This window comes from Psychrobacter sp. UBA6291, from assembly GCF_002439405.1.
In the GTDB taxonomy this organism is placed as follows: domain Bacteria; phylum Pseudomonadota; class Gammaproteobacteria; order Pseudomonadales; family Moraxellaceae; genus Psychrobacter; species Psychrobacter faecalis.
Genome location: NZ_DJUD01000030.1, coordinates 1 through 18,392, shown reverse-complemented (window position 1 = coordinate 18,392; position 18,392 = coordinate 1). Strand labels below are relative to the sequence as shown.

The following is an 18,392-nucleotide window of genomic DNA, read 5'->3' as shown; positions in this document are numbered from 1 at the left end:
ATAAATAGGTAGGTTTGTATATATTTTATTTAACTGTTCGCAACCCTTTTAATAACTTATCTAACCGAGATTTATGCCATAAAATTAATCAAAAGCTTTAGCATCGATGTAGACCGACCGTTAATCTTAAGCGCTAAAATCGAGGCCAATATCTAATGCTGTCGTACTGTGGGTTAAATAACCCATCGCGATAAAATCAACGCCTGTCTCTGCTACCGCTTGCACGGTTTCAGGCGTGATACCACCAGAGGCTTCGGTTTTGGCGCGACCCTTACACATAGCAACGGCTTTTGACAAAACTTCAGGTGCCATATTATCTAAGAGTACCAAATTCACGCCAGCCTCTAAGGCTTGCTCTAATTGACCCAAGGTATCGACTTCGACTTCTATCGGAATGAGATGCCCAGCAAAGTTTTGCGCTTGCTGAATAGCGGTTTTTATATTACCTGCAATGGCAATGTGGTTGTCTTTGATTAAAATCGCATCATCCAATCCCAAGCGATGATTGCGCCCGCCGCCGCAGCGCACCGCGTATTTTTGTATGATACGCAACCCAGGAATGGTTTTACGCGTACAGGTAATTTGCGTTGGGTATTCTGCGACGCTATCGACAATTTTTTTGGTATCTGTCGCAATACCACTGAGATGAGTCATAAAGTTAAGCGCGGTACGCTCTGCGGTTAGTAAATTCCGCGCGTTACCACGCACTGTTGCCAGTACCGTACCCGCTTCGACCGTCGCACCGTCATTGACTTTGGCAATAAACTCGATTTGCTCGTCAATCAAAGCAAAAGACAAACGCGCTAAATCCATACCACAAATCACACCTGCTTGGCGCGCTTTGATCTGTAGTTGCGCTTGCATATCTGCTGGGATAGTCGCTTGTGAAGTCACATCACCGCGCCTGCCCAAATCTTCCGTTAAGGCCGCTTCTACCAAAGGTTTAAGCAATACTTCAGCCAATGCTGGCTCTTGTTTAACTGTCATGTTTGACCCTTATTTTGCCTGATATTTATATGCGTTCTATGCACTTAAGAAAATATAGTTAATTAAACTCAAAATGAGCATAAATATAGCGCAAAGTACAAAGCCTCGCAAGAAAAGGGTGCAAATTAATAAAATCAACCAATCTGATTTAGCTTTAATATGAGTATTTAGCGTCAGTATAGGAAGGCTTATGCAGTTGATGCTATTTTCGTTTAGGCAATTTACTATCCATGAGTAGGCTTTGTAGCTCAATATCATGGCGGAAGCGATAAAGCTTGGCAGGGCGACCGCGCTGAGCGCTACTACTCTGCCCTGTCTCCATGACGAGTTTTTGTGAATCTAGCAAACGACGGAAGTTTTGCTTATGTAAAGGTACGCCTGATAACGCTTCAACGCTTTGTTGCAGCTGCGATAAGGTAAACACGTCCGGCATCAAACCAAAGATAAGCGGTCGATATTCAATCTTGGCACGCAGCCTTGAGATAGCGGTGGCAATCACGCGGCGATGGTCGTAATACATCGGTACGCCTATTAACTGCAACCAATTTGTAGGCAACTTCATTTGGTAACTTGGCGGATAAGTCGGTGCTTCAGGGATTAACCCTGCTTCATAAAGCATCTCATAACGCAGCAACACATGCTCGGCAACCCATTCTCTATTCTCATAAGCTTTATCAACATTTAATGCCTTGTCCGTATCTTTGAGATTATCAACCCTCAAAGTTTCCTCACTGATTCCCCAGCATAAACCAATACGCTGACGGCGGCGCTGCCGCACGACTGTTTCCGCTGCGCTGTCTGCCCAGCTTAATAACGCCGGCACAATATGATTCATAATCATACTTGGCATACCGTCCAAGTGATTTTCCCATGGGAAATAATCGTACCAATCGCGCCATAATGCTTGGCTTGGCAGCTCTTGCATTTGCGCTTCTTGCACCAATCCTAGGTAGCTCACATAGACAAGCGCATGACCATCGACGTTGCGGCGATTGGTATCGACAAAGGTATAAAGCTGCTCTAAATAACCAAGCGGCTGCTGCGTTTGCTCCTCGACCCATTGACGTACGCCCGCTTGCAAGGAGCGATGTAATGGCATCAATGGCCCGTTGGGCAAGAGCTTGCCTTGGTCAACCGTCAAAACGCGCGCGGTGTGCTCGGTAATCGCTACCAACACGGCGACCACTTCTGTGGTGCCGCTACCTTGTTGATGCGAATGCGAATAAGACAACGTCATGGCTTTAAAGGTTTCCGTTATGTTTAAACGTAAAATGAGCGTTTTTAAAATGAAGTGTTTATAACCATGCTTAGTATAGCGTGAATCGAAAACTATCATAGCCTGCCGTTGTAAATAGACGATATCGGAAGCAATAAAAAAGACAGCGAGCAAGGTAAGTTTTGACGAATTACGTATCATTTTAGAAGCAGGTTATAAAAAATACTTGTATTTATGCTCAAAATGAGCATAATTATTAAAACTTGTTATTTAACCACATTTAACTGACTCACTTTTAGCGGCTATTGGTTTGCCGTTATCGCAGCAAAGGTTTGCACTTATGAAAACTTATCCATACGACGCGCCCATCATGAGCACTGATAATCGCATTGCCAATCAGATGAATATCGAATACGCCAAAGCTAAAATCCCAGCGGATTTGCCACGTGAGAAACGACTTGCCGTTGAAGAAAATATTAAGCAATTGCTAAAAGAACATAATGCAGTATTGGTTGCCCATTACTATGTCGACCCTTTTATACAAGATTTGGCATTAGCAACCGGCGGCTGTGTGGGGGATTCGCTTGAGATGGCACGCTTTGGTCAAGCGCATAGTGCGCAGACATTGGTCGTCGCGGGTGTGCGCTTTATGGGTGAATCGGCGAAAATACTCAGTATGGAAAAAACGGTACTGATGCCAGACTTGGAAGCGGAGTGCTCGCTCGATTTGGGCTGTCCGGCTGATGAGTTTTCCGCATTTTGTGATGCTCACCCTGAGCGTACAGTGGTGGTTTATGCCAATACTAGCGCTGCTGTGAAAGCCCGTGCCGATTGGGTAGTTACGTCATCGGTTGGCATCGATATCATCCGCCATTTGCATAATAATGGTGAAAAAATCATTTGGGGTCCTGACCGCCATTTGGGTAAATATATCGCACAAGAGACTGGCGCGGATATGCTGCTCTGGCAAGGTTCGTGCCTCGTACATAACGAGTTTAAAGCCACTGAGCTGCTGCAATTAAAAGAAGAGCACCCAAACGCCAAAGTATTGGTGCATCCTGAATCGCCTGATAGCGTCGTGGCACTGGCTGATGTGGTCGGCTCGACGAGTAAGCTGTTGCAATCAACGTATGAGATGGATGCTGAGACCTTTATCGTCGCTACCGACTTAGGCATCTTGCACGAGATGCAAAAGCGCTCGCCACATAAGCGTTTCTTAGCTGCGCCAACGGCTGGTGAAAGCGCCAGTTGTAAAAGCTGTGCTTTTTGTCCATGGATGGCAATGAATGGCCTGCAAGGTATTGAACAGTGCTTGAGCAATCGTAGCGGTGAAGTACTCATGACGCCTGAGCTGGCAGCAGCAGCTAGAAAACCTTTACAACGCATGCTTGATTTTGCTGAAGCGCAAAAGCAACGTGTGGCCGCGAGCGGTGACATTGTTAAAGACCGCGAATTATTTGCCAATGTTGGAGCGGCCTAATATGATCGAGGCATGGTCAACGGATAAGGTAACTTCAAATAATGCTGAGGATACTGTCCAGACAGACGTCCTTATCATTGGTGCTGGCCTTGCAGGATTAACCACCGCCCTTGCTTTGCCGAAATCGCTAAACATTACGGTACTCAGCAAAGCGGCACTGGATGTTTGCTCAAGCCATTATGCCCAAGGTGGCATTGCAGCCAGCTTAGATAAGAATGACCGTGTCGCTGATCATATCGCTGATACACTCATTGCTGGCGCAGGTTTATGCGAAGCTGATAATACCAGCAGTATTTTAAGCGCTGGACAGCAAGCGGTGCAATGGCTTTGTGAACAAGGTGTGCCCTTTACCATGATTCCCCAGCAGGAGAGACACCAGCATGATAATACAAACTCTATAGCGACATTACAGACCAGTAATTTGCATTTAACCAAAGAAGGCGGTCATGGCTGTCGGCGGGTCGCCCACGCCGATGATGCAACTGGTCGGCATATTATGGAAGCCTTGATTGTAAAAGCGCAAGCTGCGTCCAATATTACTATCTTGCCCTATCATGAAGCACTAAGCCTGTTAAAAAATAGCGCCAATCCAAATAATCAGTGCCAAGGTGCGCTTGTTTTTGATCATATACATCAACGTAAACTTACCTTTTATAGTCGCGCGGTTGTCTTAGCCAGTGGTGGCTTGGGGCAATTATTTAAGCGTGCCAGCGCGCCGAACGTCTGTGTCGGCGATGGTGTTATGATGGCATGGCAAGCGGGTTGCCGTTTGGCAAATCTAGAGTTTATCCAATTTCATCCAACTGGTTTGGCATTTGGCGATAGTAGCTTTTTGATATCTGAAGCACTACGCGGCGAAGGTGGACGATTATATTGCCCGCAAACTGGTAAGCGTTTCATGCTTGATATTGATGCGCGCGCAGAACTAGCTCCAAGAGATATTGTTGCGCGTTCCATCGCTGAGCAAATCAACGATAACGGTCTAGGCTACGTCAATCTTGATGTCAGTCACTTGCCAGCGGAGTTTTTGCGCGAGCATTTTCCGCAGATTTATAAAACCCTATTCGAGCTTGGCATTGATATTACAAAACACACTATCCCCGTTGCGCCGACCGCTCATTATAGTTGTGGTGGTGTGGTCACAGATGCCAATGGCGTAACCGATGTGGTAGGACTTTATGCGGCGGGTGAAGTCGCTTATACAGGTCTGCATGGAGCAAACCGCTTAGCAAGTAACTCATTGTTGGAATGTGTGGTGGTTGGGCGCAATATCGCTTCTGACTTACCGCGTTATTTAGCAGCAATAGGAACGCTAGAAACAACTTTACCTGATTCTGATTTAAATGAATCAATCTATGATACGTGGACAGCGCCAACGCTTAAAAATAGTCAGCGCATTACTTTGCCATCGTCTGTTGAATATGAAAGTAACTGTAATAAAAATGACAATCACAACATCCACGTCAATATAAATGCTGATATCACTGGAATAACCGCAGGATTAAAAGCTTTGATGACGTCTCATATGGGCATTACCCGGGATGCTAAACAATTAGAACAAGCACTTTTGCAAATACAGCAATGGCAACAGCAGCTTAACGGCTATGACTCTAATCAGTTAGATATCGATAATAAAGATAACCCTACTATTCTAAATGAGCTGCCCTACTTTCAGTTAGCCAGACAGTTGCAATTAGCGACCTTAGTTATCGAGTCCGCTTATCAACGACTTGAGAGCCGCGGTGGCCATTACCGAAAAGACTATCCCAACTTAACGAGCACACCTCGGACCAGTGTGATTGAACCATTATCAAAGTTGAAAGAGGGTGGTATCGATTGGTTAATTCAGCCTATAATCGATGATACAGAGGCTGGATCGGTATATACAGTTGCTAACGTCTAACAGCAATTAAGCGTTGCCACTTCAGCCATAAAAAAACGGTGGGTTACCGTTCTCTATCGACCTCAAAGTGCTAAAAACATGGCTTCTGACTTACGGTTTGTGATGGTTCTAATGCTAGTCGTGAGTTCGGTTTGGGCCACGCTTGCCCTACCTAGCTTGCGTCAGCGCTTACCGAAAATCTACTTGATAGCACGCTCATGGTGGCTCATGTTGGCAGCGCTTTGCGCTTGTTATGTTATCGCTAAGATAACTGATAATAGTCAACACCTACACTCTCGCACATACCCCTATCAGTGGTTGCTGATCGCTTTTTTCTTGTTAATTGGTGTGCGTGGCGGCTACGAGATTAAACGATTATGGCACCTACCTAGTAAAGCTAGGCTTATTAGTAAGCTTCAAGCGCGTGGCTTGCAACCAAATACTCAGCCTTTTATCAAAACCCCTTGTGATTCTAAGCGAGCCTATACACATTTAAAATTCTTAGACTTGCTGTTTAGTTCTGTCTTTATCGCATTGATTATCAGCTTGATTGCCTTACAGCAATTAACGTGGCAGCGCGAACAATATGGCATTTTGTTTTTTGTATTATTCGCCAGCCAATTTAATGATATTGCCCAGTATCTATGCGGACGATTGCTGGGTCACAAAATCTTTAAGCGCGGTCTTGCTCCCACCATCAGCCCAAATAAAAGTATCGAAGGTGCTCTCTTTGGCAGTGTGTTAGCAGCGATATTGGCCACACTATTAGGCATCTGGCTCACTTCTTTTAGCTGGTGGGTTTGCTTATTGGCCGCCTATGGTTTAGCGGTAAGTGGTATCGCTGGAGACTTATTAGAATCCGCCTTTAAACGTCAGCACGGAGTAAAAGACACGGGTACTATGCTCGCTGGACATGGCGGCGTATTGGATAGAATAGATAGTTTGCTCATAGGCGTGCCATTATTTACCTTGTTTTATTGGCTGCTCGGCTAAGCTGTTATCAAGTGGTTTTATCCAATTTATTGCGCAATATCCAGTTAAGCAAAGGCTTAGGTAAATGGTTTAGCGCCCGAGTGATATAGCGCATAGAGCGTGGAAATATGGCCAGCTCGATATCTTTATCAACTGCTTGCATAATCTTCTCAACCGCCGTTTGTGTCTTTATTATAAATGGCTTATGGCTAGCATCACCATTATTCAAATCACGTAATGCTTGGGTATCGATATAGCCCGAGGCGATGCAATTTACTTGAATACGATAAGGCGCAAGTGCTGCACGATAGGCGCTAGCATTGGCAATCATCGCACGTTTGCTTTTGGCATAAAGACTGGCGTAAGGATAATCCATAGTACCAGCTATAGAAGCAATACAAATTAGGCTTAGACTGCTGTTTTCGTTGATATCCAACGCACAGCTTTGCCGCCTTAATTGCTCACTTGCCCATCTAAAAACCTGCTCAAACGCTTGCAGATTAATCGCTAGCATTTGATCGCTGTCCGCTTGACTCAGATGGTGAACACGCTCATTGGTATAACTACCCGCACTATAAATCATTCTTTGAAAACTGATATTTGACAAGCTCTCTAACAAACTTTGTGTTTGCGCGTTATCAGTCAAATCACAGCAATAAGTAACAATATCGAGGTGCTGACTATTGAGACGGTCTATCTTTGCCGTGCTATGACCAACCACGCTCACTTGCCAGCCAAGCGCCTGATGATGCAGCGCCAATGCCAAACCAAGTCCACTGGTACCACCAACGACGATAATGTGTGGTTTATCTATTGAGGCGGGCTTTGTGGCATTCTTCATAGGCTATGCTGCTGTATATAGTCAGCTGTACGCTGATAGCCATACCGCCATTGCGCCTGCATTTGCTGCACAAAACCGTCATAGTCACTGTGAATGAGCTCAACGGTCATTTGTCTGATGTTAAAACGCTTTTGTACATGCTGCCTTGCCAACTGCTGAGCATTATCTGCAAAAGGTAACCAATGTAGTTGATTCACTCGAGGACTGCTTTCAACAGAATCAGCGCGTGGCAGCGTTTCTGTTGAATCAAAACCCTGCACCTGTGCCAAACGCTCGTTGGGGTCAAAACCAAAAACACGTTGAATGGCTGGTGCGGCAAGCCATGAATCATAACCCGCCTTGGTTTCTGCAAATACGCTATGACCCAATTGACACGCCAGCTCAATGGGTGTGAGATTAATCACTCCGCCTAAACACCAACCAAGGGCTGCGATATGCGTCGGTGGTAGGTAATACATATCTGCCATAGAAGCACGAATCGCAGGGGCAAAATCCCATTTGGTCAGCGTTCTGACAGACTGAGTTATACGTCCATTAGCAAATGTATGAGCCGGTGAATTCAGTTTTTCTGCAATGAGATCTAATACTGCCAATCGCGGCGGGGCAAATAATAATTCTTGTAGCCTAAAATCATTGTGAACAGAATTACTAGCAGTAGTCCCTTGATTAGCTGTTGGATACAGGCGGCTGGCGATAATGGCTATCTCTGGCGCGGTAGGATTAAACAAATTATTATTGTGCTTGAGAGAAAAACCAGACAACTCGTCAAGCCATTGTTTCTCATTATCGACTCGAAATATCGCTAGCTGCTGTAATTCATCTAAAATCCGCTCATAGTTATCTGCTTGCTGCTGTCTTTGTCCGTTAGCTTTTTGTTTTGTGAGTCGCCAGCGCTTGAAAGCCTGAGTCATGCAACGTATTTTTAATCGCTTACTTGCTTCGGCTGGCGCGACATGTCTGATGGCAGTAATGACACGATACAACTCACGGCTGCACATGAGCTCCTGCAAATCCTTGGGATCGGGCGCTAAATTAACCAAATAAGCCGATAGACTACCACCGCAGGTGCCAACAATCATATCCGGCGTCAAATCATGAGCCACCAATGCTGCATAGCTACCTAAATAATAGCCAAAACGTGAACCGCCCCCTGAAAAAAGCTGTACACGCTCATAGGGTTTGGCATGCGTATTATTCATGATTGGTTGAGGCGACTTTAATTGCCAATGACACGGTAAAAATACCAAAGCGATCAATACGCATCGCTATTTTTTGAAAGCCAGCATTCTCAACCAACTGATCCATCTCTGCTTGTGAACGACAACGCATCACCCAACTGCTGCCACGATGATTGTTTAAGGTTTTACTGATAAATTCTTGTTCAGGATGCCAAGGCTGATTGGTATAAAGCAAATAACCACCAGATTTTAAACTATCGTAAATGCCTGCCAAAGCCGTCGTTGGTAGCATATTGTCAGAAAACAATTCAAAAACACCAGAGGCAATGGCGATATCGAATTTTGTTTCATCGGCACTGCCAGTCTCTTTCTGCTCATTAACATAACTGGCAGGGTTAAAAGCATCTTTTTGACAGGCAATCACGCGATCAGCAATTTCTAGCTGCTGTGCTTTTGACTTTAACGCTTGAATATTATGCTGCTCATAATCACGTAGCTCAGCATGCAAGGCTGTAAACTCTGTCAACAAATCAAACGCATAAAAGCCATGGCCACTAGCAATATCTAGCAATCTTGGTTGGTATGACTTAGCACTATTTTGGTTCTTATTTTCAATATCTGCTAAAGCTTGACGTGTTAGCTCTAATATATGCTCACGGCGGATACGAATCCCTTGCCAACCGATATTATTGAGATAAAATTTATCGACTGCCTGTCCAAATTTATTCTGACCACTCGGCTGATTGTAATAGACATGATCGAGCGAATGACCCGAATCAAAGCCATGCGCAAGCCCTGTGGCAATGGCATCGCTGACATGACCAAATTTTTGCATGGCAAATCGGGTAATGGCAAAGCTTGGGTTAAAAGGTTTAATCGCTAAGCGATCAACCTTATCCTTACTGGCACTGTTTAGATGAGCGGCGCTCAAATCCGATGCTTTAACGTCCGTACTGAATACCTGCTCAGCGAACTCGATACAATCAGCGAAGACGTCTGCTTTATTGGTTTCATGAAAGATCGCATGATAGCTGTCTGGATATAATTGCCAACGCTTAGTAGTCGTATTAATCGCGTCATAAAAATCGCGTTCAGCCTGCTTATCGACCACATAATCCTTGCCTGCGCACAATACAAACGTTGGCACGGTAATGGCACCAGCATCATCGAGCAAGCGTTGACCCGTCGCATGAGTATCAATGAGCAAGTCAGTCGAGATGCTATTGGAGATAAGCGGGTCGGCATTGTAGGCGTGCTGTGCGTCTTTATCATGGGTCAGCACTTGCGCTTTGACGTAGCTACTCACGCGTGACATCAGTCCAAGCGCGCGAGCCACCTTTAACGACGGTATGGCAAAGGGTAGATACAAACGAATCTTCAATGCAGGTGTACCCAAAATCATCCCGCGGATATTGGGCGCGTAATCATGTACCCATGCTGCCGCGAGTACCGCACCGATACTACTGGCGATGAGTAAAGTATCGTCAATGGCAATGCCAGTTTGAGCAACGACCAATTGCACAAAGTCGTTTAAATCGCGCTCTAGCTCGGTGACGCTCTCGGCATGGTCTTTGATACCGCCTGAGCGCCCATTACCGCGTGCATCCCAAGCAAATACCTGATAGCCAGCCGCAGCAAACTGCTGTCCTAACTCTTCCAATCGTCCTGAATGCTCATGACCACGATGTAACAGAACGACTTGGCGCTGTTGTGTGTGTTGCTGACTGATTTGTTTTATAGCCTCTAGAGGCATCGTCAGCCAGTAACGATAATATATTGCCGTGCCATCATAAGCGTTATAACTACTTTCACCATGAATAGTTTTGGGTGAGAACTGCTTTGATGAAGGTTGCTTTGATGAGAGTTTCTTTGATGACGTCTTTTGGGATGGGTCTTTATGATTACTATCGTTAAGCAGATTCATTTTATTTTCTGCACTATTAGAGGTCGCTGACATAATATTGGATTCCAAAAGAAAAGCATTAGTAGAAGAATGAGGTAAAGCGTTATGAGCGATGAAACCATCAATGACGCTAGGAGAAAATTCAGCATGGTTGGAAATGTTTGAATGATGACAAGTATTTAAGGCACTCAGTGTTGATTTAGGCACTGGCGGTTTACGCATTACGTATAAATTCACCATATAACGCAAGCGATTGAGGCAAGTTTTTAAGAGCATTGCTTCTGTCAGTAGGCACAGCTGCCCTATTCTTATAGGTGATAGCGATAACGGTACTTTGACACCAACCAAGATGCCAAGCACACCCAGCAAAAAAGCACGGTCACTTTTGCCTAATGGCCCATGGTTGGCTCGAGTACCTAGCGCTGTATTACTGGCTATGCCCAGTAGCTCGGTACCAATACTAAAACCAATCAAACCGACAATATGGCGCTGACTGTGAGATAGGTTTTCTGCGATATTTATCAGCCCAACGGGCGTTTCTTGATTATCAATATGCGGCAACAGACTGGCCAATAATGCTGTATCGGCAACAATATCGCCCAATTCATTAAGCACTGCACCAAGTTTGGATGCCTGCCCGTGCTCACGCGCCATCATACCATCAATAGCATTGAGCGCCATACGCACAAACAATGATGACGGCATTAACAGCCATAGCGCTTGATTTCTGGCTGCGGGCTTAGCTATCACATAGGCCGTTCCCACACTCAACAATACTGCTGAAACCGTCACTTGGTTGGCGGTAACACCTTGCCCAGCTAGAGTATCGCTTATAGGACGCAATTGATCTTGGAATTGAGACTTGAGTTGATATAGCGACATAATACGTGCCAAAACGTTTGATGTCTTCAATGTAGCAACAAAAGTTTGTCAGGTAAAGAATAACCAGCCACTTAGAGGTCATTTACTACTCAAACAACCGTCATATTTTGCGATGAATATGATGTGCTGATAGCCGTATTTACGAGCTAATATGATACAATCCCCAGCTTCTGAGAAATGCCCTCCCAAAAACGCCTTGTTTAAAAATGACGAGTCTGCCGACATGCAAAGCCTAATTACCCTTGTTTTGGTATTAATGCCAATGTTTATTGGCTTTGCCATTCCCTCAAACCCAACCATGACTAAGCTTGCCGATAAAGGCTTGTCTTATTTGGTCTTTATCATTTTAGGGTTGATTGGTATTGAGCTGGCGCAAGTTGAAGGGCTTGGTAGCCAAATAGGCGAAATTGCGCTTTATGTGACCATATTGTCGATACTGACGATTGGCACCGGCTTATTTGCCTTGATGCTGTTTGACCGTCTGCGTCCATGGCATGCCAAAAAACCTAGCGTCAAATCTAAAGAGCACCGTGTCAGTATCCGCGGCAGCCTAGCACAAGTATTTTGCGTGGCGATTGGCTTTGTCATTGGCTATTTCTTGCCAGCGGATTATATGCCACCTGAAAACACCATGACCGCCATGCTGATGATATTAATCTTACTGGTTGGTATTGGATTAAAAGGATCAGGCATTACCTTAAAAGAAGTATTACTCAATAAACGCGGCGTTGAGATGAGCGTTATCTTTACGCTCTCAGTATTGGTTGGCGGACTTATCTTTGCGCTGATATTTAGCGATGTCTCTTGGACTAAGGGAATGGCATTGGCATCAGGGTTTGGCTGGTATTCGCTATCAGCGATTATCATGACTGATGCTTATGGCGCCGTTTGGGGCAGTGTCGCGCTATTTAATGACTTGGTACGTGAGTTCTTTGCGCTGATATTTATCCCTGTGTTTATGCGTAAATATCCGTCTGCTTCCGTTGGACTTGGCGGTGCGACCAGCTTGGACTTTACATTGCCTATTATTCAACAGTCCGGTGGTCTAAAGGTCGTGCCATTGGCGATTAGTTTTGGCTTTATTATTAATATTGTCGCGCCAGTGCTGATGGTGGTTTTCTCGGCGTTGGGGTAAGGTTAAATTTTGACGGTTTATCAGAATTTACCATTATTCGAAGGGCTTACAGTGCTTGGCGTACTTACCATACATTTGTATATAAGAATCGTATTTAAGATTCATTAAATCTTTCACTGAACTACTTGCCATCAGCGTCGCACGACGCTGTTTTGCTTCAAGACCGTTGAGATTAAGTGCTTTAAAACTAGGGTTTATATAGTCTGTTTCTTTAACTAAGATTTTATTTGAGCAATCATAAGTACGGATACGCTTAGCATCAATACCATGTTGCAATACTAACGTATTCTTAATGCTAAGGGCGCGATTGCGTGATAAAGAATCGAAACCGAGCGTCGCTAAGGCATTTTTATCCATTTCATTAGTGGCTACATGACCAAAAATAAACACACTGGCATCTGGATACTCATTGATTTTTTCTGCCATTTTTATAAACTCTGTATCATAAATATCAGGTAGTTGACTGCTCATAGGTAGGAAAAATCCCCTAAACTCCATTTCGAGTGCATCACCGCCCTCAATTATTATTTTACAGCCTTTAGCGTCAACCACTACGTTAGGTGGCGTGTCAGGGCACTCGTCTATATCATCAAGCACTCCATCGCCATCTGGATCAATCGCTGCTTGCATCGTCCTGATGTTTTCATGTTGAGGTAACTCTTTAGACGGCGCAGTTGAAGTGGTTTGGCAGCCAGTTAACGTTATAGATACTGCTAGCAGCAATAAAGTGCTACAGTTTTTCCTTCCCATCATTACCCCCTCTGAATACCTTCAAAAACAATTTTTTGTTTATGTTGAGATGACAGCTATTTATCAATAAAAACTCTCTTTAAAATTCAACACAGATGCCGTCTTTTAAATTGATAGGATAGTCACTATCAGGCTCAGTTAATAAACCATAAACCCGACGATTAAAAGTTCTACCCTCCTCAGTCTCATTAGGTGCAATGGGCGCTCTAGCGTCACAATTTAAAGTCATCAATCGACTAGATTCTATACTATGCTTTAATAAAAGGTAGTTTTTGATTATCAGTGCTCTGTTTTTAGGTAATGAGCTTAACTCTTTATTAATTTCATCCTCTGAAATGTGCGCTTCAATTTTAAAAATAGCGGTATCATACTCTTTCATTCTTGCGGCTACTTTATCCAGTTCAGCCTGATATTTAGAGGTTAGTTCACTGCTACCTTTAGCAAAAAAGGCACGATACTCCATTTGTAAGCCAGTTCCAATAGTGGTAAGAGGACAACCATACGGATCAACCTTGACCCCTTCAGGAGTGTTCGGACAATTATCTATGATGTCAGGGACACCATCATTGTCTGTATCTGCATGTGGCTCTATCATGACTTTAGGGATGTTATATGATTCTTTGTGGATTAAACCTTTTGTTGGTACAGTTTGGCAAGAAGTTAACATAAAACCAGCTATTACGCCTATCATCATCCATGACTTATTTTTCATACGCCATCCTTAGTTCAATTAATAGATTCAGTTAAAACCTAAACCCCACTTGCTTGCTTAGCAAACAACCGCATCAATGGTTTAATTTTGCTGACGCGATACATACCTTCATTACGAAGTTGTTGAATCGGACGCATCTGCGCAAGCGAGCCGGCAAACAGCCAATTAAGCGCCGAAAAACTGTGCATCATCAGACTATTATGTGGACGACGCAGACGCTCATAGCTTCGTAAGGTTTGGTTCGTACCCCACAGCTTATTGCCACTGCGCGCATAATCATGGCTGAGTTGTTCGCTTAACACTTTTACATCAAGCATTCCCAAATTTAGCCCCTGACCTGCCAGCGGATGCACACCATGTGCGGCGTCCCCAATTAATACTAGATTATCGGCGACATAGCTTTTTGCTTGCTGCGCGGCTAACGGAAAGCTGGCGATGGATTCAATCTCGCGGATAGCACCCAGCTCATAATTACTGGCAGCAGCCAATTTATCAGCGATGTAGCGCGGCGTTTCTTCCAACAATGCCAATGCTTGATTGCGTGGCAGTGTCCATACGATCGACTGCCAGTGTTGTGGATTGATTTTATCTTCATCCGTGATATCAGCAAGCGGCAACAATGCCAATGTACCAGTCGGTAGCATGGCTTGACGGGCAGTCGCTAGGTGCGGCTTGTCGGTTTGAATGGCGCAGCAAATCGCGGTTTGGTTATAATCAAGCACATCCAGCTCAATGGCCGCCTGCTTACGCACAAACGAGCCGCGACCGTCAGCACCAACCAATAAACGCGCGTCAATCGCCGTGCCATTATCTAGCGTCACACGGTAACCTTGCGCGCTACCAAGCCAGTCCATGTCGACAACCTTGTGCCCATCGATAACGGTTAGATATTGGCTGACATCAGCGGCAGATAAACGCTGCCACAATGCATATTCGATAACGGCCGGCTCAACCATACTACCGAGCATTTTTGTCTCAGAGTTTTGATTGCTGTTATTGCCGTCATTACCATTATTAGCATCATCACTATCGCCGAACAGTAACTCGCCGCGACCGTTTAGCTGCCAAACCTGCATTTGGGTATAATCAGCTTTACGCTCTGATGCCGCTATCTTTTGCCAAGCGCCCACGTCTTTCAGCAAACCAATACTGGCAAGGCTTAAAGCATAAACGCGCGCATCCCGCTTGCCAAGCACTTGTTGCCAATTTGCCTCGCTACGTTTAGGGCGCGCATCAATAAGCGTCACTGGCATCTCAGCTTGTGCCAGTTTTAGCGCCAGGGTTGCACCGACGATACCGCCGCCGATAATGAGCGTATGTTTATTTTTCATAAAACATCCTTTGTCGCGTTATTCATGCTATCCGCTCATATTTATGTGGTTTAGCAGCAGCTGAAATTATAAATTTTATTTGCTTAATAACTTACCAGTATGTTGAACTAAGATTTTAAGCCCATCGCATAGTTGGCAATCAATGGCTTAATGTTTGGCAGTTTATCAAAGGCAACCAAAGCCACGTTACGTGCCAGTTTCACCGCTGGATTAGGATGAGTAAAGCCATGTACTACCGCATCACAAAAGCGAATGACGCGTTTTTGATCGGTTTGACGGGCTTTTTCATAGCGTTTAAGCAAAGTTGGATCGCCGATATCTTCGCCTTTTAGCACCTGCCGACTCATCATTTGTGTCAGTACATGGGCATCACGCATACATAGATTAAAACCTTGTCCAGCGACCGGATGCAAGGTATGTGCAGCATTGCCCATGATGACGCAGCGACCGTCGACTTGTTTATCTGCCAGTACCCGCGTCAGTGGATAAGCGCCGCGGCGACCGGCTTTTTTAAACGTGCCAGCGCGCGTGCCAAAGGCTTGCTGCAAGGTTGCCAAGAAATGCGCATCATCTTCTAAATATTGCGTCTCTTCGCCCGTTGGACAAACCCAAACCACTGAGCGTCTATAGCCTTTTTGATATTCATCATTACCGTCGCCTTCTGGATCAGTCAATGGCAACACCGCAAGTGGCCCTGCCGGACTAAAACGCTCAATAGCGATATGTTCATGCGGCTGATCGGTTTCTACCACCCCAACGATAGCGGTTTGCTTATAGTCATAAGTCGTAGTGCCGATATTTAATAATTGACGCACGGTAGAATCACGACCATCACAAGCGACTAATACGCTAGCTTCTAGTTGCTGCTCGTGCTCTTCTTCACCGTAATAGCTAAAGCTTAGCGTCACGCCGTCGTTTTGTTGGCTAACGGCTATCACATTGGCGTTATCAATCAAGGTGATCAGTGGCTCTTGCTGGGCAGCCAATAACAACTTGCGTCCAAGCCACGCGTTTTCCATCACTTGCCCAAATGACTCGACCTGCTCCTCAGCTTTATTTAATTGCGCGCGCCCAAAGCTACCTTGCTCACTGATCTTTACCGCATCAATTCGGCAAGCATGACTTTGTAGCTCATCCCATAGCCCAATCTCTTGATAAATCTGTACCGTGCGCCGTGACAGTGCGGTATTGCGGCTGTCTAAATAATGCGTGCGTTTAGCGTCGTCATTTGGGCTGATGGTTGGATAGCTGTTTTTCTCTAGCAGAGTGCTGGCTATACCATGATGAGCAAGCAACAACGCAAACGACAAACCGACATGGCCGCCGCCGGCGATAAGTACTTGCTGTTCAGTCATAGCCGCTTTATTAGCCTGTTCAGATTTAGCAGGATTGGTTTTTGATAAATTTGCTTCAGTATGTTGCATGGTTATTATTCCTATTATGACCCATTTAGCTCGCTATTAGACATGATGACTTTCCACTCAAAAAAAACACTTAAAAATGTTATTTTTTTAGAAAATCTATCCTTCTCTGACGTTTTTTAGCTTGGCTTTTACACCGCCATTATCTAAGCTCTAGATTACCACAAATTATCCCTTGTTCTGTGCCCCCGACCATAACCATAGTGGCTAAACAGTTTTGTTGCCGTTTTCGCTCTAAGGTGTATCATCTACAGTTGCAATCACCATACAAAAACAAAGCCCTGCCCGCCTGCAAATGGCTTGAATTTTAAATTCTATCTACCATAATGAAGACAGGGCATTTACTTATTCCTGTCATCTTATCAACAACTATTTTTAGCAAAATTTTACCGTCATATTTAATAGTACGACTTTTAGTATTTACATAACCGTTATAAACGCAATGAAAAAGCATTGAAACACGACGTATTATTTTATTTTTAAAGCCCGCCTGACTATCATGCACAGAAGCACTAATGCACTGAAGTAACGAACATGCAACGGGCAACCAAATACAAGGATAATCGCTTGACTGATTCCATAAGCCGCCGTATACATTTTGAATCGTTGACCCCAGCACAGCTGAAAACCGTGCTCGGCGAATATAATAACCACATGAAATACATCCAAGAACGCCTCGATATTAAAATCAGCCAACGCCAAGGCGACTTTTGTTTAAGTGGCGATATTTTGGGCGTTGAGCGCGGCGAACGCATCATTTATAAAATGGTCGATGAAGCGCAAAACACCAAAGATATCAGCGCCGAAGAGCTGCATCTTATTATCCAATCAAGCATCGCCCGCGATGAAGATATAGAAGCTGATAAGCAATCGGCTGCCGAGGAAGATGCTGATAATTTGGAAGCCGCTACTGACTTTACGCCCATTAGTCTGCGCACCCGTAAAGGTAAAATCATTCCGCGCGGTGGCAATCAGCAGCGCTATGTCAGAGATATTTTAGCCTCTGATGTGTCGTTTGGTATTGGGCCTGCTGGTACGGGTAAGACCTACCTTGCTGTTGCTTGTGCGGTCGATATGCTAGAGCGCAACGAGATTGAGCGTATTTTACTGGTACGTCCGGCGGTAGAAGCTGGCGAAAAACTGGGCTTTTTACCCGGAGATTTGACCCAAAAAATTGACCCGTATTTACGTCCTTTATATGACGCGCTGTATGAGATGCTTGGCTTTGATAAAGTCGGTAAAATGCTTGAAAAGCAAATTATTGAAGTCGCCCCCCTTGCTTATATGCGCGGTCGTACGCTAAATAATTCGTTTGTTATCTTAGATGAAGCGCAAAATACCACGCCTGAGCAAATGAAGATGTTCTTGACGCGCTTAGGTTTCGGCTCGCGGGCAGTTATTACTGGTGATATTACTCAGGTCGATTTGCCGCGTGGGCACAAATCAGGTCTGGCGCAAGCGATGGATATCTTAAGCGGTATCGAAGAGATTCATATCACTAAGTTTGACTCAAAAGACGTCGTGCGCCATCAGTTGGTGCAAAAAATCGTTGAAGCTTATGATGTCTTTGATGAAGAGCAACTTGCCCTACAAGAAAAGCGTAAGTTTGAGCGCATGAAAGAACAAGAGCGTAAACAAGCCATTTCTGATGCCGCCGCAAAGTTATAATCTATTTTAAAAATACCCCACTCTCAACTTCGAA

The 18,392-nt window shown here is 44.7% G+C and carries 14 protein-coding genes; 5 read left to right on the top strand and 9 right to left on the bottom strand.

From position 1 onward, the window contains the following. Positions 1-126: 126 nt before the first annotated feature. Entirely contained in the window at positions 127-987 is an 861-nt protein-coding gene (gene nadC, locus B3R91_RS05290) for a carboxylating nicotinate-nucleotide diphosphorylase (RefSeq protein ID WP_286796753.1), read from the bottom strand. A gap of 202 nt (positions 988-1,189) precedes the next feature. Next, complete coding sequence (locus B3R91_RS05285; protein WP_286796752.1) at positions 1,190-2,224, bottom strand: NUDIX hydrolase; 1,035 nt, start codon at positions 2,222-2,224, stop codon at positions 1,190-1,192. 319 nt (positions 2,225-2,543) lie between these two features. Between B3R91_RS05285 and nadA the strand changes: the two genes are divergently transcribed. From nadA to B3R91_RS05270, 3 genes are all read left to right on the top strand, one after another. Beyond that, entirely contained in the window at positions 2,544-3,683 is a 1,140-nt protein-coding gene (gene nadA / locus B3R91_RS05280; RefSeq protein WP_286796751.1) for a quinolinate synthase NadA, read from the top strand. A 1-nt stretch (position 3,684) separates the two neighbouring features. Continuing rightward, positions 3,685-5,586, top strand: a complete 1,902-nt coding sequence (nadB, locus tag B3R91_RS05275; protein WP_286796750.1) for an L-aspartate oxidase — start codon at positions 3,685-3,687, stop codon at positions 5,584-5,586. Positions 5,587-5,664: 78 nt separating this feature from the next. Next, on the top strand, positions 5,665-6,558 hold the full coding sequence (locus B3R91_RS05270) for a phosphatidate cytidylyltransferase (RefSeq protein ID WP_286796749.1): 894 nt from the start codon (positions 5,665-5,667) through the stop codon (positions 6,556-6,558). A gap of 7 nt (positions 6,559-6,565) precedes the next feature. Here the strand turns inward: B3R91_RS05270 and B3R91_RS05265 are convergent, their stop codons facing one another. Genes B3R91_RS05265 through B3R91_RS05255 form a run of 3 tightly spaced genes read right to left on the bottom strand, consistent with a single transcriptional unit; the run spans position 6,566 to position 11,341 of the window. Next, positions 6,566-7,378 (bottom strand): SDR family NAD(P)-dependent oxidoreductase, encoded by an 813-nt coding sequence (locus tag B3R91_RS05265; protein ID WP_286796748.1) that lies wholly within the window; start codon positions 7,376-7,378, stop codon positions 6,566-6,568. Further along, positions 7,375-8,577, bottom strand: a complete 1,203-nt coding sequence (locus tag B3R91_RS05260; protein WP_286796747.1) for a patatin-like phospholipase family protein — start codon at positions 8,575-8,577, stop codon at positions 7,375-7,377. The genes B3R91_RS05265 and B3R91_RS05260 overlap by 4 nt, the downstream gene beginning before the upstream one ends. After that, the gene (locus B3R91_RS05255; RefSeq protein ID WP_286796746.1) at positions 8,570-11,341 is read right to left on the bottom strand and encodes an alpha/beta fold hydrolase; all 2,772 of its coding nucleotides are present in this window, start codon (positions 11,339-11,341) and stop codon (positions 8,570-8,572) included. The genes B3R91_RS05260 and B3R91_RS05255 overlap by 8 nt, the downstream gene beginning before the upstream one ends. Positions 11,342-11,564: 223 nt before the next feature. Here B3R91_RS05255 and B3R91_RS05250 point away from each other — a divergent pair, with 223 nt between their 5' ends. Continuing rightward, positions 11,565-12,476: a lysine exporter LysO family protein gene (locus tag B3R91_RS05250; protein WP_286796755.1), complete on the top strand. Its 912-nt coding sequence runs from the start codon at positions 11,565-11,567 to the stop codon at positions 12,474-12,476. Between the two features lie 33 nt (positions 12,477-12,509). Here the strand turns inward: B3R91_RS05250 and B3R91_RS05245 are convergent, their stop codons facing one another. From B3R91_RS05245 to B3R91_RS05230, 4 genes are all read right to left on the bottom strand, one after another. Further along, on the bottom strand, positions 12,510-13,229 hold the full coding sequence (locus B3R91_RS05245; protein ID WP_286796745.1) for an OmpA family protein: 720 nt from the start codon (positions 13,227-13,229) through the stop codon (positions 12,510-12,512). Positions 13,230-13,305: 76 nt separating this feature from the next. Continuing rightward, positions 13,306-13,938 (bottom strand): OmpA family protein, encoded by a 633-nt coding sequence (locus tag B3R91_RS05240; protein ID WP_286796744.1) that lies wholly within the window; start codon positions 13,936-13,938, stop codon positions 13,306-13,308. Positions 13,939-13,976: 38 nt separating this feature from the next. After that, on the bottom strand, positions 13,977-15,269 hold the full coding sequence (locus tag B3R91_RS05235; protein WP_286796743.1) for an FAD-dependent oxidoreductase: 1,293 nt from the start codon (positions 15,267-15,269) through the stop codon (positions 13,977-13,979). Between the two features lie 107 nt (positions 15,270-15,376). Then, a complete protein-coding gene (locus B3R91_RS05230; protein ID WP_286796754.1) occupies positions 15,377-16,624 on the bottom strand; it encodes a UbiH/UbiF/VisC/COQ6 family ubiquinone biosynthesis hydroxylase in 1,248 nt (415 codons plus the stop codon). 600 nt (positions 16,625-17,224) lie between these two features. Here B3R91_RS05230 and B3R91_RS05225 point away from each other — a divergent pair. Next, complete coding sequence (locus B3R91_RS05225; RefSeq protein ID WP_207161725.1) at positions 17,225-18,358, top strand: PhoH family protein; 1,134 nt, start codon at positions 17,225-17,227, stop codon at positions 18,356-18,358. The last annotated feature ends 34 nt before the right edge of the window (positions 18,359-18,392 follow it).